At 70.2% G+C, this 25,540-nt stretch carries 26 protein-coding genes; 8 read left to right on the forward strand and 18 right to left on the reverse strand.

Annotated elements, in window-relative coordinates:
* Positions 1-5: 5 nt before the first annotated feature.
* The 7 genes from AC1XX3_RS05290 to AC1XX3_RS05320 all read right to left on the reverse strand — a co-directional run bounded on the left by AC1XX3_RS05290 (position 6) and on the right by AC1XX3_RS05320 (position 6,994).
* The gene (locus AC1XX3_RS05290) at positions 6-1,214 is read right to left on the reverse strand and encodes an RNA polymerase sigma factor (RefSeq protein WP_483320217.1); all 1,209 of its coding nucleotides are present in this window, start codon (positions 1,212-1,214) and stop codon (positions 6-8) included.
* A 20-nt stretch (positions 1,215-1,234) separates the two neighbouring features.
* The gene (locus tag AC1XX3_RS05295) at positions 1,235-1,558 is read right to left on the reverse strand and encodes a YciI family protein (RefSeq protein ID WP_483320018.1); all 324 of its coding nucleotides are present in this window, start codon (positions 1,556-1,558) and stop codon (positions 1,235-1,237) included.
* A gap of 118 nt (positions 1,559-1,676) precedes the next feature.
* Positions 1,677-2,240 (reverse strand): dihydrofolate reductase family protein, encoded by a 564-nt coding sequence (locus AC1XX3_RS05300; RefSeq protein ID WP_483320019.1) that lies wholly within the window; start codon positions 2,238-2,240, stop codon positions 1,677-1,679.
* A 62-nt stretch (positions 2,241-2,302) separates the two neighbouring features.
* Positions 2,303-2,839 (reverse strand): hypothetical protein, encoded by a 537-nt coding sequence (locus AC1XX3_RS05305; protein ID WP_483320020.1) that lies wholly within the window; start codon positions 2,837-2,839, stop codon positions 2,303-2,305.
* A complete protein-coding gene (locus AC1XX3_RS05310; protein ID WP_483320021.1) occupies positions 2,836-5,235 on the reverse strand; it encodes a DEAD/DEAH box helicase in 2,400 nt (799 codons plus the stop codon). The genes AC1XX3_RS05305 and AC1XX3_RS05310 overlap by 4 nt, the downstream gene beginning before the upstream one ends.
* Entirely contained in the window at positions 5,232-6,041 is an 810-nt protein-coding gene (locus tag AC1XX3_RS05315) for an ABC transporter permease (protein ID WP_483320022.1), read from the reverse strand. Before AC1XX3_RS05315 ends, AC1XX3_RS05310 begins: the two co-directional genes overlap by 4 nt.
* Positions 6,038-6,994 carry an ATP-binding cassette domain-containing protein gene (locus AC1XX3_RS05320; protein WP_483320023.1) on the reverse strand — a complete coding sequence of 319 codons (957 nt, stop codon included), beginning with the start codon at positions 6,992-6,994 and terminating at the stop codon, positions 6,038-6,040. Before AC1XX3_RS05320 ends, AC1XX3_RS05315 begins: the two co-directional genes overlap by 4 nt.
* 101 nt (positions 6,995-7,095) lie before the next feature.
* Here AC1XX3_RS05320 and AC1XX3_RS05325 point away from each other — a divergent pair, with 101 nt between their 5' ends.
* Positions 7,096-7,857, forward strand: a complete 762-nt coding sequence (locus tag AC1XX3_RS05325) for a TetR/AcrR family transcriptional regulator (protein ID WP_483320024.1) — start codon at positions 7,096-7,098, stop codon at positions 7,855-7,857.
* 43 nt (positions 7,858-7,900) lie between these two features.
* Here the strand turns inward: AC1XX3_RS05325 and AC1XX3_RS05330 are convergent, their stop codons facing one another.
* From AC1XX3_RS05330 to AC1XX3_RS05350, 5 genes are all read right to left on the reverse strand, one after another.
* Entirely contained in the window at positions 7,901-8,755 is an 855-nt protein-coding gene (locus AC1XX3_RS05330) for a class I SAM-dependent methyltransferase (protein ID WP_483320025.1), read from the reverse strand.
* Positions 8,756-8,831: 76 nt separating this feature from the next.
* A complete protein-coding gene (locus AC1XX3_RS05335; RefSeq protein WP_483320026.1) occupies positions 8,832-9,563 on the reverse strand; it encodes a Type 1 glutamine amidotransferase-like domain-containing protein in 732 nt (243 codons plus the stop codon).
* 44 nt (positions 9,564-9,607) lie between these two features.
* The gene (locus tag AC1XX3_RS05340) at positions 9,608-10,567 is read right to left on the reverse strand and encodes a hypothetical protein (protein WP_483320027.1); all 960 of its coding nucleotides are present in this window, start codon (positions 10,565-10,567) and stop codon (positions 9,608-9,610) included.
* An 88-nt stretch (positions 10,568-10,655) separates the two neighbouring features.
* Positions 10,656-11,207: a histidine phosphatase family protein gene (locus AC1XX3_RS05345; protein ID WP_483320028.1), complete on the reverse strand. Its 552-nt coding sequence runs from the start codon at positions 11,205-11,207 to the stop codon at positions 10,656-10,658.
* Positions 11,207-11,929, reverse strand: a complete 723-nt coding sequence (locus AC1XX3_RS05350; protein ID WP_483320029.1) for an ion channel — start codon at positions 11,927-11,929, stop codon at positions 11,207-11,209. Before AC1XX3_RS05350 ends, AC1XX3_RS05345 begins: the two co-directional genes overlap by 1 nt.
* Before the next feature lie 267 nt (positions 11,930-12,196).
* Between AC1XX3_RS05350 and cobT the strand changes: the two genes are divergently transcribed.
* Positions 12,197-13,267, forward strand: a complete 1,071-nt coding sequence (gene cobT, locus AC1XX3_RS05355; protein WP_483320030.1) for a nicotinate-nucleotide--dimethylbenzimidazole phosphoribosyltransferase — start codon at positions 12,197-12,199, stop codon at positions 13,265-13,267.
* Positions 13,264-14,034, forward strand: coding sequence for an adenosylcobinamide-GDP ribazoletransferase (locus AC1XX3_RS05360; RefSeq protein WP_483320031.1), 771 nt, complete (start codon positions 13,264-13,266; stop codon positions 14,032-14,034). The genes cobT and AC1XX3_RS05360 overlap by 4 nt, the downstream gene beginning before the upstream one ends.
* 11 nt (positions 14,035-14,045) lie before the next feature.
* Here AC1XX3_RS05360 and AC1XX3_RS05365 read toward each other — a convergent pair whose 3' ends face one another.
* The 3 genes from AC1XX3_RS05365 to AC1XX3_RS05375 are packed head-to-tail and all read right to left on the reverse strand — an operon-like array spanning position 14,046 to position 18,453.
* Positions 14,046-14,612 carry a bifunctional adenosylcobinamide kinase/adenosylcobinamide-phosphate guanylyltransferase gene (locus tag AC1XX3_RS05365; protein WP_483320032.1) on the reverse strand — a complete coding sequence of 189 codons (567 nt, stop codon included), beginning with the start codon at positions 14,610-14,612 and terminating at the stop codon, positions 14,046-14,048.
* A 41-nt stretch (positions 14,613-14,653) separates the two neighbouring features.
* Positions 14,654-16,525, reverse strand: a complete 1,872-nt coding sequence (locus AC1XX3_RS05370; protein WP_483320033.1) for an ABC transporter ATP-binding protein — start codon at positions 16,523-16,525, stop codon at positions 14,654-14,656.
* Positions 16,522-18,453 carry an ABC transporter ATP-binding protein gene (locus AC1XX3_RS05375; protein ID WP_483320034.1) on the reverse strand — a complete coding sequence of 644 codons (1,932 nt, stop codon included), beginning with the start codon at positions 18,451-18,453 and terminating at the stop codon, positions 16,522-16,524. The genes AC1XX3_RS05370 and AC1XX3_RS05375 overlap by 4 nt, the downstream gene beginning before the upstream one ends.
* Positions 18,454-18,666: 213 nt before the next feature.
* Between AC1XX3_RS05375 and AC1XX3_RS05380 the strand changes: the two genes are divergently transcribed.
* The 5 genes from AC1XX3_RS05380 to AC1XX3_RS05400 all read left to right on the forward strand — a co-directional run bounded on the left by AC1XX3_RS05380 (position 18,667) and on the right by AC1XX3_RS05400 (position 22,529).
* A complete protein-coding gene (locus tag AC1XX3_RS05380) occupies positions 18,667-19,710 on the forward strand; it encodes a hypothetical protein (protein ID WP_483320035.1) in 1,044 nt (347 codons plus the stop codon).
* A gap of 155 nt (positions 19,711-19,865) precedes the next feature.
* Positions 19,866-20,984: an S-(hydroxymethyl)mycothiol dehydrogenase gene (locus AC1XX3_RS05385; RefSeq protein ID WP_483320036.1), complete on the forward strand. Its 1,119-nt coding sequence runs from the start codon at positions 19,866-19,868 to the stop codon at positions 20,982-20,984.
* Positions 20,981-21,604 carry an MBL fold metallo-hydrolase gene (locus tag AC1XX3_RS05390; RefSeq protein ID WP_483320037.1) on the forward strand — a complete coding sequence of 208 codons (624 nt, stop codon included), beginning with the start codon at positions 20,981-20,983 and terminating at the stop codon, positions 21,602-21,604. The genes AC1XX3_RS05385 and AC1XX3_RS05390 overlap by 4 nt, the downstream gene beginning before the upstream one ends.
* Positions 21,605-21,661: 57 nt before the next feature.
* Positions 21,662-22,057, forward strand: coding sequence for a phage holin family protein (locus AC1XX3_RS05395; protein ID WP_483320038.1), 396 nt, complete (start codon positions 21,662-21,664; stop codon positions 22,055-22,057).
* Entirely contained in the window at positions 22,050-22,529 is a 480-nt protein-coding gene (locus AC1XX3_RS05400) for a low molecular weight protein-tyrosine-phosphatase (protein WP_483320039.1), read from the forward strand. The genes AC1XX3_RS05395 and AC1XX3_RS05400 overlap by 8 nt, the downstream gene beginning before the upstream one ends.
* 20 nt (positions 22,530-22,549) lie before the next feature.
* Here the strand turns inward: AC1XX3_RS05400 and AC1XX3_RS05405 are convergent, their stop codons facing one another.
* The 3 genes from AC1XX3_RS05405 to AC1XX3_RS05415 are packed head-to-tail and all read right to left on the reverse strand — an operon-like array spanning position 22,550 to position 25,395.
* On the reverse strand, positions 22,550-23,218 hold the full coding sequence (locus AC1XX3_RS05405; RefSeq protein WP_483320040.1) for a response regulator: 669 nt from the start codon (positions 23,216-23,218) through the stop codon (positions 22,550-22,552).
* A gap of 19 nt (positions 23,219-23,237) precedes the next feature.
* Complete coding sequence (locus AC1XX3_RS05410) at positions 23,238-24,476, reverse strand: sensor histidine kinase (RefSeq protein WP_483320041.1); 1,239 nt, start codon at positions 24,474-24,476, stop codon at positions 23,238-23,240.
* 10 nt (positions 24,477-24,486) lie between these two features.
* A complete protein-coding gene (locus AC1XX3_RS05415) occupies positions 24,487-25,395 on the reverse strand; it encodes a CPBP family intramembrane glutamic endopeptidase (protein WP_483320042.1) in 909 nt (302 codons plus the stop codon).
* Between the last annotated feature and the right edge of the window lie 145 nt (positions 25,396-25,540).

Raw genomic sequence — 25,540 nt, forward strand, 5'->3', positions numbered from 1 at the left:
GACGATCACCCCAGCTCGTCACGGCGGCGGGTCAGGTGAGCGATCTCGGCGGTGTTCCCGGCCAGCTCGATGGCTCTGTCGTACGCCGCACGCGATTCCTGGCTGCGGCCCAGCCGGCGCAGGAGATGAGCGCGAGCCGCGTGGTAGGAGTGATAACCGGCCAGTGAATCCTCCAGCCGGTCAATGGCTGCCAGGGCCACCTCCGCCCCGTCGAGCTCGGCGACGGCGATGGCCCGGTTGAGCGCCACGATCGGCGACGGGTCGAGGTGGCGGAGCTGGTCATAGAGGGCGACGATCTGAGACCAGTCGGTGTCGCGTACGTCCGCGGCGGAGGTGTGTACGGCGTTGATGGCGGCGAGGATCTGATAGCGGCCGGGAGCCGCTTCGCTGGCCAGACGCTCCCGCACCAGCCGATGACCCTCGGCGATCAGCGTCTGATCCCAGTCCTGGCGCTCCTGCTGGTCCAAGGTGACGAGCTCACCGCTGGCCGCTACCCGAGCTTCGCGCCGGGCCTCGGTGAGCAACATCAGCGCCAACAGCCCGGCCACCTCGCCGTCGTTGGGCAAGAGATGCCGGGTCAACCGGGTCAGGCGGATGGCCTCGGCAGTGAGGTCGCTCCGGATGGGATCGCGGTCCGGGCCGGTCGCGAGATAGCCCTCGTTGAAGATGAGGAAGAGCACCGCGAGCACACCGGAGACGCGGCCCGGGAGCTCGTCGCGGGACGGCACCCGGAAGGGGATCTTCGCCGCCCTGATCTTGGCCTTGGCACGCGTGATCCGCTGGCCCATCGTGCTCTCCTGCACCAGGAAAGCACTGGCGATCTCGGACACGGTCAGCCCGCCGATCATCCGCAGCGTCAGCGCCACGCGGGTCTGTATCTCCAGCGCTGGGTGGCAGCAGGTGAAGATCAGCCGGAGCTGATCGTCGTCGATAGCGTCGCGCGGCTCGACCGGACCGCTGTCGAACAGCGTCGCGGCCTGCTTCTGTTTGGCGAGGCGCTTGCTCTCCCGCCGGACCCGGTCGATCGCCTTTCGGTGGGCGGTAGTGGTCAGCCACGCTCCGGGGTTGGCCGGTACGCCGTCGATCGGCCACCGCTCGACGGCCGTGGCGAACGCCTCGGCCGCCGAGTCTTCGGCGACGTCGAGGTCACCGAAGCGCTTGGCCAAGGCGGCGACCACCCGCGCCCACTCCTCGCGATGGACCCGGGTGATCATCTCCCCGGTGTCGGCCGTGCTCACAGGAACGGCCGCACCTCGACCCTGCGGTTGCAGTGCTTCGAACCCTCGGCAGAGAGCTTGAGGGCCACGTCGAGGTCGGACGCCTCGATGATCCAGAAGCCGGCGACGTACTCCTTCGACTCCAGGAACGGACCGTCGGTGAACAACGTCTCGCCGCCGCGGTTGTCGATAACGGTGGCCGCGCTGGGCGAGGCAAGGCCGCCGGCGAAGACCCAGTGGCTCTCCGCCCGGAGCCGGTCGTTGAAGGCGTCGATGGCGGCCATCTCCTCCGCTGTGGCGGAGTTGGTGCTGTCGTCGATCACGGAAACCAGGTACTGCATCTCGATCATCTCCTGCGTCTGGGGGCTCCAGCCGAGCGCCCGTTCATTCCTACGACGAACGCCGCCACCCCGATCCGACAGTCGCACGGCGATTGTTTCAAACGGGCGGTGCTGCAGGTCAGCGCCTGGATTCGTAGTGGGACAGGGTCACGCCGTCGGGGAAGGTTCTGGTCTCCACAAGCCGCAGGTTCACCCAGCTGTCCAGCGCGCTGAAGAACGGCGTCCCGCCACCGACCAGCACCGGGTGCGTGACCACCTGATACTCGTCGATCAGGCCGGCGCGCATCGCTGCGCCCGCGAGGGCGGCGCCGCCGATTTCCATCGGGGCGTCGTCGTCGGCCTTCAGCCGGGTGATCTCCGCCACCGCGTCGCCGGTGACCAGGCGCGCGTTCCCGCTGACCTCGTCCAGACTCGAGGAGAACACCACCTTCGGCATCTTCTGCCAGATGCGGGCGAACTCGACCTCCACCGGCGTCGCGTCCGGCTGCTGGTCGGCGGTCGGCCAGTGCGCACTCATCAGTTCCCACAGCCTGCGGCCGTACAGCGAGACGCCGAGTTCGCGGGCTCGGTCGTTGAACCACTGGTGCAGCTCGGCACTGGGGACGCCCCAGCCGATGTCGTCGCCGCGCGCGGCGATGTAGCCGTCCAGGCTCACGTTCATCGAATAGATCAGTTTCCGCACGGTGTCAGCCTTCCATCAGCCGTGTCGGTCTCCTGTGTACCGACCGCGCCGACAACGGAAAATCATCGGTGCCCGCAACGGGTCAAGAGCTCACTCGCTCGAACTGCAGCCTCCGAGGCGACCAGCCAGTTGTGATCTCGTCCTCGCAGTCGGCAGAGCATCCACGGGTCGTCGCGGGTCAGATCCGCGAAGGTCAACGCCACACCCAGCGCGTGCGGGCAGGGCACCAGCCAGTCGTCACAGTCGCAAGCCGGCTCCAAGGCCGCCGAGCTGGGGATGAGCTCGGCCACGATGGCGTCCAGATCCCGGTTGGGCTCCAGCCGTTGCCCCTGCAGCAGAGCCGCCATCACCAGTGGCCTGGCGTGGATCCACTTCTCCACTTGGGTCCAGTCCGCGTCCGACAGGGGGACGATGCTCCAGTCGACCCGATGCACGCCGTCCGCGTCTCGGACCAGTCCGACCAGGTGGCCAGGCGCTGAGGTGACCGCCTGCACCAGGTTCCGCCGGTTCAAACGCCGCGCTTCCTTGATCACGTCCTCGTCGAGCGCGGTCGCGGTGACTGCGTCACGCAGGAGGCCGGGCCACGCTGATCGCCTCATGACAGGGTCCCGTCCAAGGTGATGAGTGAGGCGAGGGCTGCATCGTCGAGTTCGGCCAGCCGAAGGTCCGCCGCCTCGTCGAGGATGGATTCAGACAGCGCGCGCTTGGAGCGGAGGATCTCGTCGATCCGCTCCTCCAGGGTGCCTTCGCAGGCGAGCCGATGGACGTACACCGGGTGGGTCTGTCCGATCCGATGCGCGCGATCAGTCGCCTGGTCCTCGACGGCCGGGTTCCACCACTGGTCGTAGTGGATGACGTGCTCGGCGCGGGTGAGGGTGATCCCCGTTCCCGCTGCATGGGTGGAGAGCACCAGGTTGGGAAGCGAGCCGGCTTGGAAGGCGTCGATCAGACGTTGCCGCTGCCCCATCTCCAGGCCGCCATGGAGGATCTCGGCACCCAGACCCCGATCGCGCAGGTGAGTAACGATGAGGTTCCCCATGGCGACGAACTGGGTGAAGACGAGTGCCGGTGAGTTCTCCGCACCGGTGATCTCGAGGATCTCGGTCAGCGCATCGAGCTTTCCCGATCGTCCCTGCAGGTCCGGGGCTGGTTCCTTGAGGTACTGGGCCGGATGGTTGCAGATCTGTTTGAGTGACGTCAGGAGGGCCAGGACGCGTCCTCGGCGCGTGCCCTGATCGAGGTCGGCGATCTGGGCGAGGCTGGCGTCAACCACAGCTCGATAGAGCCCCACCTGCTCGCGGGTCAGCGCCACGGCCTGATTGATGATCGTCTTCGCGGGCAGCTCGGGCGCGATCTGCGGGTCGTCCTTCCGCCGGCGCAGCACCGCCACGCTGGTGAGCTTCGCCAGCCGAAGCCGGGCCGCCTCGTTACCGCCCTGCAGCGGTACGGCGAAGTGACTTCTGAACTCCCGCTTGCTGCCGAGGAGTCCCGGGGTGGTCCAGTCGAGCAGCGCCCACAGATCGTCGAGACGGTTCTGGATCGGGGTCCCGCTGAGTGCCAGCCGATGGGCGCTGGGCAGCCTCCGGAGTGCCCGCGCGGTCTGGGACGCTTCGTTCTTCATCATCTGCGCCTCATCGGCGATGACAAGTCCCCACTGCGTCCCGCTCAGGGCCTCGTGGTCGTTGCGCACGGTGGCATAGGTCGTCACCACCAGGTCGGCGTCGGGGCGGACCGTCCGCGAGGCACCGTGATAGCGGACCGCCCGTTGCGTCGGCGCGAACCGTTCGACCTCGCGCTCCCAGGTGCTCAGCACCGAGGCCGGGCAGATGACCAGGGTCGGGCCGCCCGCCACGCCGTCGCGGGAGACGCCCTCGCGCAGAGCGAGGTGGAAAGCGAGCGCCGAGACCGTCTTGCCCAGACCCATGTCGTCAGCCAGGCAGCTCCCCAGCCCGAGGCTCGCATTGCGCAGCATCCAGGCCAGGCCGTCGAGCTGATACTGCCGCAGCGTCGCCGCCAGCGCCGTCGGCTCCGTCACCGCAGTCGGGGATGCGGACAGTGTCGCGAGCCATCGGTCGGCGGCGGCGGAGGTGGTGAGCGGCACGGCTGTCTCGCCACTCAGGTAGGTGCCGGTGACCACAGTGGCGACGCGCTCGCCTGCCGTCAGGCGACGCGGCCGGCGGCGCCGAAGCGAGTCCAGCTGCCGGGGCGCGTTCACCACCCAGGTATCGCGGACGCGGACGAGTGGCCGGTGGGACGCGGCGAGCTGGTCGACCTCGGCCTGGCTCAGGGTGCCCGCCGGGATCCGAAGCTGCCACTGCAGTGTCGCCGCGTCGTTCCCGGCGAGGCCCACCGAGAACGTGGGCTCGGCGACGCCGGGCGCCCACCTCGTCTGGATGCCCGCCTCACGCAGCGTGGAGCGGAGCACCGGATCGACCAGGTCAGCCACCTCGGCCTCACTCAGCTCGGTGCGCGGCTCTCCGGCGGCGAGCCGCTCGACCGGTGACCAGATCGCTGCCGCGGATCGCAGCGCGTCGCGGGTGGCACGGTCACTCCCCGGCGCGGCAGGCGCGAGGTGGGCCCGGCCTTCGCTGTGAACGTCGATCAACAGCGTCACTGGCGCTCCTGCCGCGGTGAGCTGCGGCCCGGCGTCCCCGGTGACGAACGCATGCACCAGCTCGTCGGCGAGCAACTCCGCAGCGCCTCGCGGCGTGGGGCTCTCGTCACCGCCGCCCGTGCCCAGCTGCCACCGACCGTTGGCGGCGTCTCGCCTGATGGTGCGAGCGGCGACGGCTTGCAACGCACGGAGGGCGACCTCGCTGAGACCGAGGATCGGCTCGGAGATGATCTGCCGGTTGGCCCGCGCCGTCATCAGGGGCTCGATCAGCTGGGCCACGGGTACGCGGAGCCGGTCCTCACCACGCGAGACAGTGGCCCACCCATCGGCGATCTCCAGCTGAGCCGTTGACGCGGTGAGGTGCTCGAGGAGTTCGCTCACTTGCCGCCCCGGCGGAAGCGTCGCGCTGCGAGCGGGAGATACACCGCGGTGAGGACCAGCGGCCAGAGCACCGCCAGGGTGACCGCATGGTCCCCGGCGAGGCTCTGAGTCGGCCACGAGGTGCTGCCCAGCAGCGATCGGAGCGCCGTCGCCGCCGCGGAGACCGGGTTGAGCTCAGCGAGGGTGCCGAGCCAGCCGGGCATGGTCGCAGGGTTGACGAACACACTGGAAAGGAACGCGATCGGCCAGACGAGGATCTGGACGTAGGCGACGGACTCCACCGATCGCGCGCCGTACCCGACGAAGATGCCGATCCACAGCAGGGCGAACCGCAGCGCAAGGAGCAGGAGCAGCCCCAGCAGAGCGTCGGCGGCGCTCAGCCCGGGGCGCCAGCCGATGGCGAGGCCGAACCCGAGCATCAGCGCCAGGCTGATGAGTGAGCTGAGCAGGTCGGCGGCGGCCCGGCCCAGGACGATCGCTGTGCTGTTGATGGGAAACGACCGCAGCCGGTCGTTGATGCCGCTGGTGGCGTCGGCCGCCGCAGACAGGGTGGTGGTCTCCAGGCCGAAGAGCACCGTGACGGCGAGCATCCCCGGGATCAAGAAGTCGGTGTACGTCGAGCCGTTCGGCACCTCCAGCGCGCCACCGAACAACCCCAGGAACAGGAGGGCGGTGAACACGGGAAACAGCCAGACGGTCAGCATCGCGCCGATCTGCTGGCGCCATCCGCTGATGGTGCGCCGGGCGATGATCCACGTGGACGCGAGGAGGCGAGGAGGAGCGGGCGTCGGAGTCGTCATGGTCATTCGGTCACCTCGGTTGCCGCGGCGTCGCCCGTCAGGGTCAGGAACACCTCGTCCAGGGATGGCTTGCGCAGCGTCACTTCGGTCGGTGTGACGCCGGTGGTGGCCAGCGCCGCCACGGTGCGGGTGAGCGTGTCGCTGCCGGCGGCGGGCACGAGGACTCTGGCGCCGGAGCTGTCGACCCGCGCTCCCTCGATGTGCTGGAGAGCGGGCAGGGCGGCAACGGCATCGCTCCCGGCCGCGAACCGGATCTGAATCACCGCGGGACCGACCATCGCCTTGAGGTCGTCGGCTGTCCCCTGCGCCACGACGACTCCGCGGGCGAGAAGCACGATCTGATCGGCCAGCTCGTCTGCCTCCTCGAGGTATTGCGTGGTCAGCAGGATCGTGGTGCCCGCGCTGACCAGCGCACGCAGCGAGTCCCAGAGGTCGCGACGAGCGGCGGGGTCAAGCCCCGTGGTCGGCTCGTCGACGAAGAGGACCTCGGGAGGGACGATCAAGCTGGCGGCCAGGTCCAGCCGTCGGCGCATGCCGCCGGAGAAGGTGCGCACGGAGCGGTCCTGCGCCTGCTCGAGACCGAACCGCTCCAGCAGCAGCTGTGCTCGCTTCGTCGCGGCGGCGCGGTCCAGCCCGCGCAGTCGCCCGAAGAACCGCAGATTCTGCCGAGCCGTGAGCTGTTCGTCGACAGCGGCGGACTGCCCGACGAGGCCGATGCGCTCGCGCACCCTCGCCCCGTCTCGGCGCACGTCGAAGCCGGCGATGCGAGCACTGCCGCGGTCGAAGGTGAGCAAGGTCGACAGTCCTCGAACGGCCGTCGTCTTGCCCGCTCCGTTCGGGCCCAGGAGGGCCAGCACCTGCCCTGGCGCCACCTGCAGGCTCAAGTCACGCAGCCCCACCTGACCCTCCTTCAGCGGATATAGCTTCCCGACGTGGTCGGCCTCGATCGCCCATGACATTCGCGACTCCTCTCGTACGCTGTTCCGTACGACGTTTCGTACACTGTACCGTAGAGTAGCATGGTGGTGAATACTTCCGACGACGGCTGGAGTTGACTGAGGTGGCCGAGCACACCGGGACCGGTGATCCGCTGCAGAGCATCAGCCTGCTGTGGCGGACGAATCCCCGGACCGGACGGTCGGGTCTCACCCTCGATGCGGTGGTCGACGCCGCGATCGCCGTGGCATCGGAGATCGGCATCGACAAGCTTTCGATGCGCAAGATCGCCGAACGCCTCGGCGTCGGCGTCATGTCGCTCTACGCGTACGTGCCCGGCAAGGGCGAGCTGGTCGACCTGATGGTCGACCACGTCTACGGCCGGCTGTATTCGTCGCCCGGCGATCTGCCGCTGACCGCGGGGTGGCGCCCGGCGCTGGAGTCGATCGCCGACCACAACTGGAGCCTCCTCACCGAGCACCGATGGTTGCTGGGCGTCGACGTCACCCGCCCTCCGTTGGGCCCTGGCACCACCTCGAAGTACGACACCGAGCTGGAGCCGCTGATGGGTATCGGCCTGGACGACGTCGAGATCGATCAGGTGCTGTCGCTCGTCCTTGATCACGTCAAGTCAGCAGCACGGCTGTCACTCGGCGTCGCCGAGACCACACAGTCCACAGGCCATGACGATCAGGAATGGTGGGCCACCGCCGGCCCGCTGCTCGCCGCCCTCATCGACCCACAGCGGTTCCCCAACGCCGCCCGGATCGGAAGCGCGGCCGGCCAGGAGTACGACTCCGCCGTGGACGCCGACCGGGCCTACAGCTTCGGGCTACGGATGATCCTCGACGGCGTCGAACGGCTGGTGGCGAGCAAGCAGGGCTGAGGCCTCGGCGATCACAGGTCGAGTGTTCGCGACGGGGCGGCCGTCAACGCCAGAGATTGAGCGTGATGGGGCCCTGCCGCTCGCTGTAGCGCCCCGCTGGGCTCACCTGCTCGAGCAGCTGCCGCAGATCGGCCTCGAACGCGGCGAGCCGGTCACCGAACAGGTGCGGCGCGGCACTGGACAGCGAGAACACCGACGCGACCACCTCCTCGGTGCTGCGTTCCAGGACCCGACCATCCACGTGGATCCGCTGAGGCCCGGTGAATCCGGCGGCGCGATAGATGGTGTCCTCCCCTGCCGGTGTTCCGGCCACCAGCTGCCCCTGCCCGGCTCGACGAGTCTCACCCAGATACTGGCGCACCAGCTCCTTGATGGCCGACCGCGGTGGCTGTGGGAAAGGCAGTTCGGCGTCGCCGGCAAGCCCTTCGTGGGTGGTGGCGCTGACGTGCACCAAGACGCCGCCCGGCATCAGCAGACCGCGCACGGCGGCGGCGACGCGGGGCCGGTCCATCCAGTGGAAGGACTGGGCCAGGGTCGCCACCCTGATCTCGGGCAGGTCGGCGGGCAGCTGCTCGGCGCGCAGCTGCAGCCAGCGAATGTTGTCGATCCCCGCCGCGTCGGCGAGCCGTGCCCCCTCGGCGATCATGTCGGCGTCCGCATCGAGGCCGATCGCCTCGGCGAACAGGGGCGCCAGCAGCAACGTCAGGGACCCCGGCCCGCAGCCGATGTCGAGCAGTCGGCCACGGCCGTCCAGCTGCAGCGCGACCCGAAGCCGCTCGGCCAGCTCCGGCGGGTACGGTGCCCGCCCGATCGCGTAGTAGGCGGCGCTCCCGGCGTACAAGGTCGGATCCCAGGTCCAGGAGGGACCCTCACCGGGGCCCATCTGGTCAGCGGACATGAGCGGAGCATGACACGAGCGCGGCCACCCGACCAATGATTTCGGCCGCTGTCCGATGAAACCCGCAGGCGGTCGGTCAGGCCAGCAGCCGGGTGTCCAACCGGGTCTCGACGGCTGTGCCGTCCCCGGCCGGCTGCACCGCGTACGCCCCTTTGCCGTCCTGCTCGCTCAGCGCTTCGACCAGCTCGGTGCCGCGGTAGAGCAGACCGACCCCGTCGTCGGTGGCCATCCCCGGCGGCAGCACCTGTGACCCGACCAACGACTGGAACAGCGGTCGGCGCTGCTCCTCGGTGTCGTAGTGGACGGCGTTGGAGTACGGCAGCAGGGCCAGCCCGTCGGTCACCGGGCGCAGCTCCGGACCGTAGGAGTCGGTGGTCCCACCGACGTGCCAGCAGAGCGAGCCGGCGGAGATGCCGGTCAGCACCACGCCGGCCTGCCACGCCGTCCGCAGCGCCTCGTCGTAGCCGTGCAGCCGCCACATCGCCAGCAGACCGGCGACGCTGCCGCCCATCACCCAGACCACGTCCTGCTCCAGCAGGTGCGCGGTGGGATCGGCCACGTTGGGCATCGAGAACGTCGACAGGTGCGAGGCGTGATAGCCGCGCAGCATGGCGGCTTCGTACAGCCAGGTCAGCACCACCGGGTTGTCGCCGCTGGCGGTGGCCAGGAAGCAGACCTTCGGGGCACGCCCGCTCACCCCGGCCAGCTCCACGGCATAGTCGGTCAGCGGCGAGAACTCGTACCGGGTGCGCGACCCGGGCACGATCCCGCCGGAGGTGGCCAGGATGGTCGGTTGGTCGGCAGCCATGCGCTCGACCCTAGGGCCGCGAGCCCGTCCATGCATCCGGGTTGTCAGCCCGGCAGCAGTCGGCAGATCGTGCAGGTGCTCTCGGCCAGCCATCGCGGCGACGAGACCACCATTCCGGCGGCGACCCGGTCCAGCTCTCCGCCGCTGAAGTCCCCCTTGGCGACGGTCAACAGCACGACCGCCTCCCCGCGGACCACGATCCGGTGGTCCGCGCCGCCCTCGGTCGAGTCCGGTCCGACCCAGACGTCGGGCGACCGCTCCTCGCAGGCCACCGTGCGGTACGGATCGCTCGAGCAGTTCGTCGGCGGGTTCAGGTCGGCGTCGTCGACGTGCACCACCGACACACGCAGCTCGCGGCCGCGCTCGTCGACCAGCAGATACGCCATCCCGCGGTGGACCACGTCCTCCCTCGCCCACTCGACCTTCCACGTGTCCGGGTCCCCCGGAGCCACCGGGGTGACCCCTTCGCGGGCGAACCGGTTCTCGCGATAGGAGGCGGAGCGAAGCTCGGTCGCTGCCGACGCGAGCGGCACCAGCGCGACGACCGCGAGCAGCACCCCGATCCGGATCCACCAGCCGCGCTCCCAGCGAAGGCCCTCGGTTCGCCGGGGACCGGTGACGATGGCCGCGACGCCGGGCGCGAGCAGACCTATCACCACCCGGATCGGCTCCATTCCAGGAGCGATCGCCGCCAGCACCAGCAGCGCCACGGCGATCAAGCCGAACCACCCGCTGAGGCGGGCGCGCAGACCCAGCAGCAGCAGCGCGATCGCCGCCACCACGGCGCCGGCCAGTCCACCGAAGATCACCCAGCCCAGGCAGCCGAACCCCTCCAGATCGCACCGATCGGCGGCCACCAGGGACAAGATGGCGGGCACCAACCCGATCACCGCGGCGATCATGGTGACGACGTACGCGGATCCGATCCGGTGCCAGCCGACGGGCTGCGGGCGGGGCGAGCGGGGGGCGGGATCGAGCGCAGGAACGGTCGTGCTGGAGGTCATGGGACCACTCTCTCGGCTGCGGCCGCCGCGGACGTCAGCCTCCGGTCGGGTCGTGCCCTCCACCGAGGGGATGACACCGCAGTCACCGTCAGCCGACGGGGCCGAGCTGCTGCAGCCGCCAGCCCAGGCCACCGCGCGACATGGCCACCCGCCCGAGCGGGCCGACGTCGACCCGGAAGATGGCTGCCGCCGGGACCCCGAGGGCGTGCACCGCCGCCGCCCGGGCGACGATCGGGGTCACCAGCAGGTTGCTGGTTCCCTCCGGCCAGGTCCGCGACTCGCAGAACTCCCCCACCCGGGTGATCAGCGCTGAGAGGCTCTCACCCCCGTGCGGAACCGCGTCCGGGTCGGTGAGCCAGGCAGCCAGGTCCGCCGACCAGTTGTCCATCACCTCGGCGAAGCTGAGCCCGCGCCACAGACCGGCATCGAAACCGGCCAGCTGCGGTTCGACCGCCGGCTCCACCCCCAGCCGCGCGGCGGTCTCCGCGCAGGCGGGCTCGGGTCCGCCGGTCCACGAGACTCGGCGACCCACCCACCGGTCGACGGACTGGGGATGGCTCAGCGATGTCTGGTCACCGAACAGCAGCTCGCGCATCCCGACGGTGGCCGCATGCGCCACCCACAGCAATCTCGCCGCCATCACAGGCCCCTGGACTCGGGCGGCCCGGAGGCCGGATCCACTGCTTCCTGGTGCTGGCGCGACAGGGTGAGACCGACCAACCGCGATACGAACAAGGCGACGTAGGCGAGTCCCGCGAGCTGCTCCAGCATCACCACCGACCGTGCGTGTGGCAGCACCGGGACGACGTCGGAGAGTCCCGTGCTGGACAGATTGGTGAAGCTGAGGAACAGCAGCTCGAACCAGCTCCGTTGCGCCTCCGGCTCGACGGCGGCGATGAAGGAACCGGGCTGCAGATACTGGATGATCACGAAGACGTACGCGAACGCCCAGGCGACCAGGGTGAAGGTTGCCCCGACGGCGTACAGCTCGTCGCGGGTCACCGTCCGGTCGGCCAGCATGTAGACCATCAGGCTGCCGGCGGCCCAGAAGTAGAACACGGCATGGAAGAACGCCGACGACACCGCCAACGCGTCCAGGTGGTGCACCGCGTCCGCGATCCCCAGTCCCGACGCCACCACACCCAAGATGATGGCGATCCAGGTGGGTCCGGCCGAGTCGCGCACCGACCAGATGGCCAACGCCAGCACCAGCGCTCCGAACACCTCGAACGCCCCGCGGCCGAGTGCGGTGTCCTCCATGAACGGATAGATCAGCACCCCCAGCAGCTGAACCGCGAGCAAGATCGCCGACGGATGGCTGATGACCCGGCGCATCGTCGACGGACCTATGGCAACGCTCACCGAGGAAGGGTATCGCTGGGCACGTGTCGCCGACGGCCGTGCGCGAACGAGGACGGCCGGACCGCCCATTGCCGCCGGTTTCGCTCCGCAGCTACAGTTCACGCGTTCGCGAGAGGGACCTGGAAGCCGGTGCGAACCCGGCACGGTCGCGCCACTGTATGAGCTACGGCTCGAGTCAGACCCACCCCTCCTTCGGGCTCCATCACCACGGGTCGCCGAACCCAGGAGGAAACATGCCCCACAGCCCCGCTGCCCCTTCGGTGCCCCATGTCGCGGCCTGAGGTGGCTGGATCCGACGCCCGGATCCGACCGCCGTCGGCGGCGGCTGCGAGCCGGACCCGCCGCCATCTCGACACGCTGGCCAAGCCGCTCGGTGCGCTCGGGGCCTTGGAGGACGCCGCCGTGTGGCTGGCCGGCTGCCAGGATGCGTGCCCGCCGCGACCGATCGAGAACGTACGCGCCGTGGTCCTGGCCGGCGACCACGGCGTCGCCCAGCACGGCGTCTCCGCCTATCCCCAGGAGGTGACCGCGGCGATGATCCGCGCCTTCCTCGACGGGGTGGCCGGGGTCAGCGTGCTGGCCCGCCAGCACGGCGTCTCGCTCGCCGTGTATGACCTCGGCGTGGACGACGACCTGGTCGGGGCGCCGGCCCCGGTCACGGCGTACAAGGTCCGACGCTCCAGTGAGCCGCTGCACCTGCGCGACGCCCTGACCGCGGCCGAGACCGCGCAGGCCCTGCGGGCGGGGGAACAGATCGCCGCCGAGCAGCTCGCTGCCGGCGCCGACCTGCTGATCGTGGGCGACATGGGGATCGGCAACACCACCCCCGCCGCCGCCCTCGTCGCCGCATCGCTGGGACTGTCCGGCACCGAGGTCGCCGGTCGCGGCACCGGCGTGGACGACGCCACCCTGCAGACCAAGATCAGGTTGATCGACACTGCGCTGGTGCGGGTCGGCGACCGGGCCCGCGACCCGGTGCAACGGCTGGCGGCGCTGGGTTCGGCCGACCTGGTGGCCGGGGTGGGTTTCCTGGTCGCCGCCGCGCGGGTCGGCGTGCCAGTGCTGCTGGACGGGCTGATCGCGGTGGCCGAGGCGACGGTGGCCGAGGACCTGGCCCCCGGCGTGATCGGCTGGTGTTCGGCCGGCCACCGGTCCACCGAACCGGCCCAGCGGCTGGCGCTGGACAAGCTGGGGCTGGTTCCGCTGCTCGACCTCGGTCTGCGTCTCGGCGAGGGCAGCGGGGCGGTGGCCGCGGTCCCGCTGCTGCGCTCCGCTGTCCTCCTCAGCCGCGAGATGGCCACGTTGGCCGACCTCGCTGCGGCGACTGACGCCCCGTGATCGCGGGTCTGCGGTTGGCCGTCGGCACCTTCACCGTCCTGCCCACCGGCAGGATCGAGCGGGTGGACCGCTCGGTCGCCCGCACCGCCATGCTGCTGGCCCCGCTCGCCGTGGCTCCGGTGGCGGTGCTGACGGCGCTGGTGTGCTGGCTGGCCACGGCGTTGAGCGCCGGTGCGGCCGTCACCGGGCTGCTGGCGGTCGGCACCGTCGCCCTGAGCACCCGCGCGATCCACCTGGACGGGCTGGCCGACACCGCTGACGGGTTGGGATCGGGGTGGGATCGCAGCAGGGCCCTGGCCGTGATGCGCAGCGGCGACGTGGGACCGATGGGCGTGGTGAGCCTGGTGCTGGTGCTCGGGCTGCAGTCGATGGCGCTGGGCGCGCTGGCGCAGGAGGCGTACGGGCCGCTACGGGTGGCGGTGCTGCTGTGCTGCTCCCGGGTGGCGGTGGTGCTGGTGTGCCGCCGCGGGGTCCCGGCCGCCCGCGCTGACGGACTGGGCGCCGCCGTAGCCGGGTCGGTGCCGACCGCCGCCGCGCTCGGGGTGGGGACGGGAGCGCTGGTGGTCCTGGCGGCGGTCGCCGTGCTGGGCGGCACCGGCTGGATCAGCGGGGTCGCCGCCGGGCTCGTCGCCATGGCCGCCGTTGCCACCCTCACCGCCCGCTGCGTACGCCGCTTCGGCGGGGTGTCCGGTGACGTGATCGGGGCAGCGATCGAGGTCGCCTGCACCGCGCTGGCGGTGGTCTCGGTGCTGCGCTGGCCGGGATGAGCCCGATCAGCTCACAGCGACAGCACCCGGCCGGCGACGACCAGGTCGACCCGGTCGCTGGCGGCGGCGACAGCCTGGTTCGTGCGCCCCAGCAGGTCGGTGAACACCCGGCCCGACCGATGCTCCGAGACCAGGCCCCAGCCCACCTCGTTGGTCACCGCGACGAGCGGTCCGGCGGCCGTGCGCCAGGCCCGGACCAGCTCCGCCAGCCGGCGGTCGAACTCCGGCTGCCACTGCTCCAACGGCTGGTCCCAGGTGCCGAGCTCGTCGACCACGGCGGTGAGCCAGGTGCCGAGGCAGTCCAGCAGCACGGCGCCGCCGGCAGCGCCGAGGGCCCCGGCCAGATCGGTGGTCTCCACGGTCTGCCAGTGCGCCGGCCGATCCGCCTGGTGCCGCGCGACCCGAGCCGCCCACTCCGGGTCCGTGGCCGGGTCCGATATCGGCCCGGGCGCGAGATAGGTGACGGCGGGCTCGCCGGCCAGCAGCGACTCGGCGTGGCGGGACTTGCCCGACCGGACGCCCCCGGTCACCAGCGTCCGCGCGACCGGGAAAGGTCGCGCCGCGAGTTCGGAAGCCACAGACCAGGACCCTATCCGGACCTTCGACGGCCGGGCCCGGATCAGGCCAGCGACTCCTCCCAGGCGTGATGCAGGGCGGCGTAGCGCCCGCCCTCGCGCGACATCAGCTCGGCCGGCGAACCGTCCTCGATGATCCGGCCGTGCTCGAGCACGAGCACCCGGTCGGCCACCTCCACCGTGCTCAGCCGGTGGGCGATGATGACGGCTGTCCGCTGCTTCAAGATGGTGCCCAGCGCACGCTGCACCAGTCGCTCGCTCGGCACGTCCAGGCTCGAGGTGGCCTCGTCCAGGATCAGCACGGCCGGGTCAGCCAAGAAGGCCCGGGCGAACGCCACCAGCTGACGCTGCCCGGCCGACAGCCGGCCGCCGCGCTTGGCCACATCGGTGTCGTAGCCCTGCGGCAGCTCGGCGATGAACTCGTGTGCGCCGACCGCCTTGGCGGCCGCGATGATGTCGGCACGGTCGGCGTCGGGCCGGCCGAAGCCGATGTTGTCGGCCACGGACCCGTCGAACATGAAGTTCTCCTGGGTCACCATCACCACGGCACGGCGCAGGTCGACATCGGAGATCTCTCGCAGGTCGACGCCGTCCAGCGTGACCCGGCCACCGGTCGGGTCGTAGAACCGCGACATCAGCTTGGCGATGGTCGTCTTGCCGGCGCCGGTGGTGCCGACCAGGGCCACGGTCTGGCCCTCGGGGATGGTCAGCTCGAGCCCGGGCAGCACGGGCCGGTCGTCGACGTAGCCGAACTCGACCCGATCGAGGTGCACCTCCCCGCGAGCCTTCGGCAGCGGGACCGGGTTGGTCGGCTCGACCACGGTCGGCTGCTCCTCCAGCACCCCGGACGCCTTCTCCAGCGCCGCCGAGGCGGACTGGAAGGTGTTGTAGAACTGGCTGATCTCCTGCATCGGCTCGAAGAACATCCGCAGGTAGAGCAGGAACGCCGCCAGCACGCCGACCGTCATGTCGCCCTCGATCACCCGGTAGCCGCCGTACAGCAACACGACGCCGATGGTGATGTTGCCGATCAGCTTGATGCCCGGCATGAAGATGGCCACCAGCCGGAAGGACTTGATGTTGGCGTCGGCGTAGCGGTCCGAGAGGTCCTCGAAGATCTCCTGGTTGCGGCGCTCACGCCGGTATGCCTCGACGGCGCGGATGCCGGTCATGGTCTCGACGAACTGCACGATCACCAGGGCCGAGTTCTCCCGTACTGCGCGGTAGGTGAGCGAGGACTGCCGGGAGAACCAGCGGACCAGGAACAACAGGATCGGGAAGCACAGCAGGCAGACCGCGCCGAGTTTGACGTCGAGCGTCAGCATCAGCACGGTGACGCCGACCATGGTCAGCACCGCGGTGATCAGCCCGTCGAAGCCGTTGGCCAGCAGCTCCATGATGGCGTCGACGTCGTTGGTGAGCCGTGACACCACCCGGCCGGAGGTGTAGCGGTCGTGGAACCGCACGTCCAGCTTCTGGAAATGCTTGAACAGGCGGCGCCGGATCTCCAGCAGCACCTCCTGGCCGATCCGGCCCGACTGGCGCAGGAAGATGACCCGGGTGATGGCCTGGATGATCACCGCGGCGAGCATCACGCCGACCGTCTCGTAGAGAATCTTGCCGCTGCCGCCCTCGAGCAACGGCGGCACGCCCAGGTCGATGCCGCGCTGCACCAGCAACGGGACGCTCAGTCGGGCAGCGTTCTCCACCAGCACGATCGCGATCAGCAGCCAGACATAGGTCTTGTACGGCCGCAGCAGTGAGCCGAGCAGCGCCCGGCTGCGCTGCTTGAGGAAGACGCTGCCCTTCTCGCTGATCTCGGCGGAATGCTCCGCGCCTACCCCGCGCCACTCCTCAAGGGAGTCGTCGGTCGGCGCCGGGGTCACCGCGTTCTTGTCGACAGCTTCTGCAGTCATCGGGTGACCTCCTCCTCGAGCCAGACCTGTTCGATCTGGTCGAGCTCTTCCTCTGGGTTGAACTCCGCGGACAGCAGTGCCCGATACTCCGGCACGGTGGCCAGCAGGTCGTGGTGCTTGCCGACGTGGGTGATGGTGCCGCCGGACAGCACCGCGACGCGGTCGGCCAGCATGACGGTCGAGGCGCGGTGGGCGACCACGATGCCGGTGACGCCGACCAGCACCCGGGTGAGTGCCTCCTCGACCAGCGCCTCGGTGTGGATGTCGAGCGCGGACAGCGTGTCGTCGAGCACCAACACGGCCGGCCGCGCCAGCACCGCGCGTGCCAGGGCCAGCCGCTGGCGCTGACCACCGGACAGACTCATGCCCTGCTCCCCGATCCGGGTGGCCAGGCCCCACGGCAGGTCATAGACGAAGTGGGCCTGCGCCACCTCGATCGCCTCGGCGATGTCCTCCTCGCTGGCGTCCGGACGACCCAGGGTCAGGTTCTCCCGCGCCGACATCGAGAACAGGGTCGGCTCCTCGAAGGCCGTGGCCACGATGCTGCGCAGCTGGCTCAGCTTGAGGTCACGGATATCGACGCCGTCGATGGTGATCCGGCCGCTGGTGACGTCGTAGAGCCGCGGCACCAAGGCAGTGAACGCGGTCTTGCCCGAGCCGGTGGCGCCGACGAGAGCGATGGTCTCGCCGGGGGCGATCTCGAGGTTCAGATCGTGCAGCACGTCGGTGTCGGCGTCGGCGTACCGGAACCCGGCGCCCTCGAACCTCACCCGGCCACGGACCTCGGCGAGGTCGGTGTCGCCGTCGGTGATCTCGTTCTCCGCGTCGAAGATCTCGGCGATCCGGTCAGCGGCTGTCATCGCCTCCTGCGCCTGTGAGAGCAGGAATCCCAGCGCGGCCACCGGCCAGACCAGCGACAACATCATGGTGATGAAGGCGACCAGGGTGCCCAGGGTCAGCCGGTCCTGGCCGGCCGCAATCGCGCCGAAGCCGAGCACGATGATCAGGGTGACGCTCGGGATGACCTCCAGGAAGGTCCAGAACTTCGAGGTGAGCCGGACCCGCTCGATCGAGGTGTCATAGAGCTGCACACTGCGAGCGTCGAACTTGGCGAAGACGTGGTCAGCGCGACCGAACGCCTTGATCACCCGCAACCCGTGGGCGCCCTCCTCCACCGAGGAGGCCACGTCGCCGGTCTCGTCCTGGATCCGCCGGGACAGCCGGGTGTACTCCCGCTCGTTCTTCAGGCAGAGCCAGCTGACCGGGAAGATGGAGGCCAGCACGACCAGCCCGAGCGGCCAGTACATGTGCAGCAGCAGCGCGGTGACCACGATGATCTGGACCACGTTGAGCAGGATGAACAGCATCCCGAAGCCGAGGAAGCGCCGCACGGTGGCGAGGTCGTTCATGATCCGGCTGAGCAGCTGGCCGGACTGCCACTGACCGTGGAAGCTCATCGGCAGTCGTTGCAGCTTGGCGTACAGGTCGGTACGGATGCCCGTTTCGGTGCCGAGGGTCGCCTTGGACACCACCCACCGGCGGAAGAACATCAGCACGGCCTCGACCACCCCCAGGCCGAGTGCGAACAGGGCGAGCGTGTAGAGCCCGGGGCGGTCCGCGTTCGCGATCGGACCGTCGATGACGGCCTTGGTCACCAGCGGCACCACGATGCCGGCCGCCAGACCCAGGGCCGCGAAGATGACCATCACGATGAACCGGGACCGGTACGGCAGCATGTAGCCGCGCATCCGCCACAGCGAGGTGCTGCTGCGACGCTTCGGCTGGCCGTCCCGACCGAGGCGAACTGGCGCCGCCGGTCGGATCGAGGGGGGTCGGTCCAACGACGTCGTCTGGCCGGCGAGCCGGCGGACGGGAGGTTCTGCTGTGGTCGGAGCGGTGGACGTGGGGGCCGAGGGATCGGCAGGCATACGAGAAGTCCTCGAGGCAGAAATGGAGGCCGGGCGGCAGAGCTAAGTCCTACTATGCAACCTCAAGCGCGCTAAAGGTCAAACGTATTTCACAGCGTGAGTACCCATCTCAGGGTCAGCACAACCTGGGGAGCCGTCCTAGGCTACTACTGGCTTGAGCTCGGTCCGCAGGCGCAACGGGTTGGGGACCACATTCTCGCTAGGATCCGCGACATGGCGACCTCACGGCCGATGTCCCCGATGGCCCGTACCAAGCTCCATCGCACGTCGCTGGGCTGGGGGGTCGCGCTGCTGCTGCTGCTGTGGACCGTGCTGACCTGGCTGGCGAGCACTGCGCCCGATCTGACCGGCGACGCGAGCCCAGCCCTGCTGCTCGTGCTGCTCGGGCTGGTCGCGGGTCTGCTGCTCGTCCGCGGGACCGTGGGCGAGGTGAGTGCGCGCCGGTTCGACCGCCGGGACTGGGCGTTCGCCGATGCGCTCGCCGACCGGCTGCGTGAGCTGTGGCACCGCCCCCAGGCCAGCGCGTACGCCCCGGACCCGGAGCTGCAGGTGGTGACGAACGCCCGGCTGGTCGAGATCGAGCGCCACTTCGACGCCCAGACCGTCGGCGCGGTCGAGGGCACGCTGAACCACCGGCTGCGGATGTTCGGCGCCACCCTCAGCCACGCATACGGCAACCACTCGACTGCCGTCGGCGGCTTCGGCGGCACGATCAGCGGGATGTCCGCGGTCGATCTCACCATCCGCACCACCACGCGCGACGACCTGATGGGCGATGCGCTGTTCTCGGTGTTCGAGGCGGCCGGCCCGGCGGGCGACCGCGACACCTACCGGGTGATCAGCATGTCGGCGCCCGGCGTGGCGAGCTGGATCTCTGACCTGGTCGGGTTCACCGCGGCCCAGGTGGGCGGCCGGACGACGCACGCCGGCGCCACGGTGTGGGGGTGGGCGCCGGACCTGGTGGCCCAGTTCCGCCCGCAGGACATCTCCTACGTCACCGACCGGCTGAAGGCGCAGGTGGTGCGGCCCTTCGACCAGCGCGAGTCAGTCACGGTCCGAGGAGCGTCGCTCGGCCGCAACGCGGTGATCGCCACCACCCTGCAGATCGGAGGCGGTGAGCCGCTGCTGCTGCTGCCCAGCCGGTTCCCGGAGCTGTTCGCCGAGGCAGTCGCGGCTGCGGCGCGCGACGCGGAGCAGGCGCTGGAGTCGCCGGCGCCCCGGGCAGCCCTGGAAACCGGACCCGACCCCCAGCCCTGACCGGCCTCGGCGGCGGGCTCGGTCCCCGGCGTGCCGGTGACCGGTGATCTACGATGCGAGAGACGCGGCCCCCGGCTGACCACCGCCAGGACCAACCTGTCGCAGTGACTCGGTGCCTCGTCGTGGACCCGTCCGCCGAACCGAGGAGAGCCAGCATGCCCCAGCAGGTGCAAGGGATCATCGCCCGCAGCAAAGGCGCGCCAACCGAGATCGTGACGATCACTGTGCCCGACCCCGGTCCGGGCGAGGCGGTGGTGGCGATCCAGGCCTGCGGGGTGTGCCACACCGACCTGCACTATCGCGAGGGCGGCATCGGCGACGACTTCCCGTATCTGCTGGGCCACGAGGCTGCCGGCATCGTCGAGGCGGTCGGCGACGACGTCACCGACGTGGCGCCCGGTGACTACGTCATCTTGAACTGGCGCGCGGTCTGCGGCAGCTGCCGCGCCTGCAAGCGGGGCCGACCCTGGTATTGCTTCGCCACCCGCAACGCGACCCAGAAGATGACCCTCGAGGACGGCACCGAGCTGACTGCGGCACTGGGCATCGGCGCGTTCATCGAGAAGACCCTGGTCGCCTCCGGCCAGTGCACCAAGGTGGACCCGGCGGCGCGACCCGCCGTCGCCGGCCTGCTGGGCTGTGGCGTGATGGCCGGCCTCGGTGCGGCGATCAACACCGCCGGCGTGACCCGCGGTGACTCGGTCGCGGTGATCGGCTGCGGCGGCGTCGGCTCCGCCGCGGTGGTCGGCGCCCGTCTCGCCGGGGCGGGGACGATCATCGCCATCGACGTGGACGACCGCAAGCTCGGCTGGGCCAGTGACCTCGGCGCCACCCACACCGTGAACTCCAGCCAGCGCGACGCCGTCGAGGCGATGCAGGAGCTGACCGGTGGCTTCGGGCCGGACGTGGTGATCGACGCCGTCGGCCGCCCGGAGACCTGGAAGCAGGCTTTCTACGGCCGCGACCTGGCCGGAACGGTGGTGCTGGTCGGCGTCCCCACCCCGGAGATGACGGTGGAGCTGCCGCTGCTGGACGTTTTCGGCCGCGGCGGATCGCTCAAGTCCAGCTGGTACGGCGACTGCCTGCCGGAGCGTGACTTCCCGATGCTGATCGACCTCTATCTGCAAGGCCGGCTGCCGCTCGACGCCTTCGTCTCCGAGGAGGTGGGCATCGACGACCTGGAGGCCGCGTTCGAGAAGATGCGCGGCGGTCAGGTGCTGCGCTCGGTCGTGGTGCTGCCCGATGCCGCCGGGGCCGGGCAGGTGTCACGGTGAGCGCGCGGATCGACCACGCGGTCACCTCGGGCACCTTCACCCTGGACGGTCAGACCTTCGACGTCGACAACAATGTCTGGGTGGTCGGCGACGACACCGAGTGTGTGGTGATCGACGCGCCGCACGATGTGGAGGCGATCCTCAAGCTGGTGGCGGGTCGCACGGTGCTGGCCGTCCTGTGCACCCACGGCCATGACGACCACGTCCGATTCGCGCCGGCGCTGGGTGCGGCCACCGGCGCACCGGTGCTGCTCCATCCCGACGACGCCCCGGTCTGGGCACTCACCCACGACACCCCACCCGACGGCAGCCTGGCGGACGGCCAGCAGATCCGGGTCGGCGGCACCACCCTGACGGTCCTGCACACCCCCGGCCACGCCCCCGGCGCCGTCTGCTTCTACGCCGAGGATCTCGGCACGGTGTTCACCGGCGACACCTTGTTCGCCGGTGGGCCCGGCGCCACCGGCCGGAGCTTCAGCGACTACGACACCATCGTGGCCAGCATCACCGAGCGGCTGTTCGCCCTGCCGGACGAGACGGTGGTCAAGACCGGCCATGGCGACGACACGACGATCGGTGCCGAACGCGCCGGCCTCGAGCACGACGCCACGGCGGACTGACGACCCCCGTCAGCCCTGGAGGCGACATCGGCTGGACGTCGGTGGCAGGATCGGTCCATGGCAACCATCCTTCGACTGCTGGCCACGGCCGCCGCCCTGGCGGTCGCCACCTTCCTGCTCAGTGGCATCACCCTCACTGCTGACACCACCACGCAGAAGGCCATCGTCTTGGTGATCGTGGCGCTGATCTTCGGTGTGGTGAACGCCGTGGTCAAGCCGATCTTCACCTTCTTCACCGCTCCACTCGTGCTGCTCACCCTCGGGCTCTTCCTGCTCATCATCAACGCCTGCATGCTGCTGCTCACCTCCTGGATCTCGGGGAAGTTCGACCTGGGCTGGAGCGTCGACGGCTTCGGGACGGCGGTGTTCGGGGCGATCATCGTCTCGATCGTCAGCTTCTTGCTCAACGCCTTCTTGCCGGACACGAGCGACCGGTCACGCCGTCGTGGCTGACCCGGTCCGGGTCCTGTTCGTCTGCTGGGGCAACATCTGTCGCTCGCCCATCGCGGAGCGGGTCGCCCAGCGCATGGTGCGAGACGCGGGCCTGGTGGACGTCGAGATCACCAGCGCCGCGACCAGCAGCGAGGAACTCGGCAACCCGATGGACCCGCGAGCGGCCGCGGTGCTGACCCGCCACGGCTATCGCTCCAGTGATCATGAGGCGCACCGGGTCAGCGCGGCCGAACTCGAGCAGTCCGACCTGGTGGTGGCGATGGAGGACGTGCACGTCTCGCTGCTGCGCCGACTGGTCCCCGACGCCGAGCCACGGTTGCTGACCGACTTCGACCCGGATGCCGAGCCCGGGTCCGGCGTGCCGGACCCGTGGTACGGCCCGGACAGCGGCTTCGAGGACACCCTCGCCGCCGTGGAGGCGGCGATGCCGGGCGTGCTGGAGGAGATCCGCCGACTCCAGCGGGCCGCGTAGCCTGCCCGGCGCCACGCCGGTCAGCGGCCGGGCAGGTCGACCACTCCGCTCTGGTAGGCCCAGACAACGGCTTGGAGCCGGGACCGTACGCCCAGCTTGGGCAGCAGTCGCGCCAGGTGCGACTTGACCGTGGACACCTCGACGACCAGCGCCGCCGCGATCTCGTCGTTCGACATGCCCTGAGCCAGCAGCAGCAGGATGTCTCGTTCGCGCGGGGTGAGCAGCTCGCTGCCGCGCCCGGCGCTCACCGGCTGCAGGCGTCGTCGGTGGACGAACTCGCGCAACACCCGCTGGGTGAGGCTCTGGTCGATGGTGCCGAACCCGGCAGCGACCTGGCGGACCGCGTGCAGGATCGAGGCGGGCTCGGCATCCTTGAGGAGGAACCCCGTCGCGCCGGCCTCGAGGGCGCCGAAGACATAGTCATCGAGGTCGAAGGTGGTCAGGATCAGCACCGGGATCTGGGGCTCGGCGTCGGGTCCGCAGAACCTGCGGGTGAGCTCGATCCCGTCCAGCCCCGGCATCCGGATGTCGAGGCACGCCATGTCCGGCGCCAGATCCCGGGCCATCGCCAGCGCCTCGAGTCCGTCGGCAGCCACACCGACGACCTCCAGGTCGGTCTCGGCGTTCAGCAGGGCGGACAGCCCCGCCCGCACCAGCGCCTGGTCGTCAGCGATCAGCACCCGTGTCATGTCGACCTCCTCTCGGTCCTCACCCGGCGGCGGCCAGCGTGCTGTCCGGGTCTCTGGGCAGGACGAACCGAACCGCCCAGCCGCCGTCCGCTGTGGCGCCGTACTGTAGCTGGGCACCGACGAGCTGGGCCCGCTCGGACATGCCGACCAACCCGAACCCGGAGCGCTCGCCGCCGCCCTCGCGGCCGGGGCCGTTCAGCACGGCCACGTCGACGGTGTCGGGAGACCGGCCGTCGATCTCGACCCGGATCGGGGCGCCGACGGCGTGAGTGGTGGCGTTGGTCAGGGCCTCCTGGACGATCCGGTATGCGGCCAGCTGTGCGAACGGCCCCAGTCCCGCGGCCAGCGGCCGCCCGTCCTGGGGCTCCATCACGTCCAGCTCGACGACAGCACCGGCAGACCGGCGCTGATCGACGAGCTCGCGGACCGCGTCCAGCGACTCCACCGACCGCGGCGCGTCGGCCGAGTCACGCATCAGCCCGACCAATCGCCGCAGGTCGGTCAGCACGGCGGTGCTGTGCGACCGCACCTCGCGTACGGACTGCTTGGCCGCCTGCGGATCGGTATCGATCTGCTGGTCGATGGCCGCCGCCATCAGCGCGATGCCCGAGAGGTGGTGCGCGGCGATGTCGTGCAGCTCGCGGGCCATGGCCGCGCGCTCGTCGGCCACCGCCGCCCGGATCAGTGCGTCATGCTCGCGGGCATTCGCCCGCAGCTCGTCCTCGCGCGCTCGCCGAGCGTCACGACGTCCGGTGATCGCGGCCCCGAGCAGCAGCGGTACGCCGATCGCGCCGACTGCCTGGACGACGGCCGCGGTGACACCCGAGGCATCGCTGCCCTGCCCGCTCCAGACGTTGATCAGCCCGGTGCCGACCGCCAGCGCAGTGGCAGCGATCAACGCCGGACGGACGAACGTGACTGAGAAGCGGAATATTGCGAGGAAGACCGCCACCGTCAGCGGCGTACTGGTCAGGCTGAACGCTTCGCCGGCACCCGCGATGGCCAACGGCAGCGGGAGCACCGCGATGGCCACCAGCACCGCCCGGGGCCGGCGACCGACCCATCCCAGCGCCACTGCCTGTGCTGTGACGGTCGCCAGACACCACCACCAGGTCGGGCTGCCCAGCGGCGCGACCCGCATCGAGGGGTCGGCCGCCGCCGCGATCGGCAGCAGCGCGAGCACGCCGCCGACGACCACCCAGGTCCCCATGGCCACGGCCAGGTCGACCAGACGCGGCCGCAGTGTCGTCGCGCTCACACGCGGCATCCTAGGACTCGGACGCCGTGGGTCGCTGCTGGTCGACGAAGCCCAGTCGACCGCGGGTGGCGATCAAGATCACCACGGCGGCCACCGCGGCTGCCGTGGCCTGCGCCAGCAAGGTCCGCTCCGAGTCCAGCGCGGGGAACATCTCGCTCCACACCACGGAGGAGAAGTTGTTCACACTGACGTGGGCCAGCATGGCGAGCGGCAGGCTCTGACCGGTGGAGTTGAACACCCACGACATGACGAAGTTGAACGCGATGCAGAAGGCGATGAAGATGAGCGGGCGGGTCCAGTGCGCGTCCGGCCAGCCACCCCAGTCGCTCAGGAACAGCGGCAGATGCCACATCGCCCACAGCGGTCCGAGGATCAGCGATGCCTGCCAGGGCCCGAACCGGCTCTGCAGCCGCGGCAGGGCGAAGTCGCGCCACCCGGGCTCCTCGGCCAGACCGGTGGTGATCATCTGGAGCAGCAGAGCGGGCAGGTAGACGACCAGCACGAGCACCGAGGGAGCCTGGACCTCACCGCGGGAGAAGACGGCTCCGGTCAGCATCAGCGCCGCGGGGACACCGAGCAGGGTGATGGCGTACCAGTGCCATCTGACCCGCCAGTGCCAGAGCCGCCGCGCCCATCGGCGAAGACCGTCGCGGCCGTCGGCCACCGCTGTGACGACCAGGGCCGAGGTGATCGGTCCGAGGTACGCCCCGGGCAGCACGCCCGAGATCTGGCTGCTGCCCAGCACGGCCGGGAACCGGAACTGCCACAGGCCGAGTCCGTTCAGGGACAAGATGTAGGGAGTCCACGCCAGCCAGCTCATGGAGGTGGCCAGCAGGAAGAAGCTCAACAGCGGGTGGCTGGCGATGACGCCGGCCAGCCCGCGTCGGCGGGTGGTCGTTGGGGTAGCGGTCAGGGTCATGATTGACCCCCATCGAAGGGCCGGCTCGCGGCGGAAATGATCATGCTTCCACGCTAGGGATTTCGCCGCGAGCTCCCTAGACCCACAAGATCGAACCCACCCACCTGCACCGAAAGGTGCAAGTGGGTGGGTCCGCCGGCGTCAT

The organism is Microlunatus sp. M237 (assembly GCF_056896895.1).

Bases quoted from the DNA above. Each gene is read 5' to 3' on its own strand.
- AC1XX3_RS05290 (WP_483320217.1), bottom strand. From the start codon at position 1,214: ATGATCACCCGGGTCCATCGCGAGGAGTGGGCGCGGGTGGTCGCCGCC.
- AC1XX3_RS05295 (WP_483320018.1), bottom strand. From the start codon at position 1,558: ATGCAGTACCTGGTTTCCGTGATCGACGACAGCACCAACTCCGCCACA.
- AC1XX3_RS05305 (WP_483320020.1), bottom strand. From the start codon at position 2,839: ATGAGGCGATCAGCGTGGCCCGGCCTCCTGCGTGACGCAGTCACCGCG.
- AC1XX3_RS05315 (WP_483320022.1), bottom strand. From the start codon at position 6,041: ATGACCATGACGACTCCGACGCCCGCTCCTCCTCGCCTCCTCGCGTCC.
- AC1XX3_RS05320 (WP_483320023.1), bottom strand. From the start codon at position 6,994: ATGTCATGGGCGATCGAGGCCGACCACGTCGGGAAGCTATATCCGCTG.
- AC1XX3_RS05330 (WP_483320025.1), bottom strand. From the start codon at position 8,755: ATGTCCGCTGACCAGATGGGCCCCGGTGAGGGTCCCTCCTGGACCTGG.
- AC1XX3_RS05335 (WP_483320026.1), bottom strand. From the start codon at position 9,563: ATGGCTGCCGACCAACCGACCATCCTGGCCACCTCCGGCGGGATCGTG.
- AC1XX3_RS05340 (WP_483320027.1), bottom strand. From the start codon at position 10,567: ATGACCTCCAGCACGACCGTTCCTGCGCTCGATCCCGCCCCCCGCTCG.
- AC1XX3_RS05345 (WP_483320028.1), bottom strand. From the start codon at position 11,207: ATGGCGGCGAGATTGCTGTGGGTGGCGCATGCGGCCACCGTCGGGATG.
- cobT (WP_483320030.1), top strand. From the start codon at position 12,197: ATGTCGCGGCCTGAGGTGGCTGGATCCGACGCCCGGATCCGACCGCCG.
- AC1XX3_RS05370 (WP_483320033.1), bottom strand. From the start codon at position 16,525: ATGACTGCAGAAGCTGTCGACAAGAACGCGGTGACCCCGGCGCCGACC.
- AC1XX3_RS05375 (WP_483320034.1), bottom strand. From the start codon at position 18,453: ATGCCTGCCGATCCCTCGGCCCCCACGTCCACCGCTCCGACCACAGCA.
- AC1XX3_RS05380 (WP_483320035.1), top strand. From the start codon at position 18,667: ATGGCGACCTCACGGCCGATGTCCCCGATGGCCCGTACCAAGCTCCAT.
- AC1XX3_RS05385 (WP_483320036.1), top strand. From the start codon at position 19,866: ATGCCCCAGCAGGTGCAAGGGATCATCGCCCGCAGCAAAGGCGCGCCA.
- AC1XX3_RS05395 (WP_483320038.1), top strand. From the start codon at position 21,662: ATGGCAACCATCCTTCGACTGCTGGCCACGGCCGCCGCCCTGGCGGTC.
- AC1XX3_RS05405 (WP_483320040.1), bottom strand. From the start codon at position 23,218: ATGACACGGGTGCTGATCGCTGACGACCAGGCGCTGGTGCGGGCGGGG.
- AC1XX3_RS05415 (WP_483320042.1), bottom strand. From the start codon at position 25,395: ATGACCCTGACCGCTACCCCAACGACCACCCGCCGACGCGGGCTGGCC.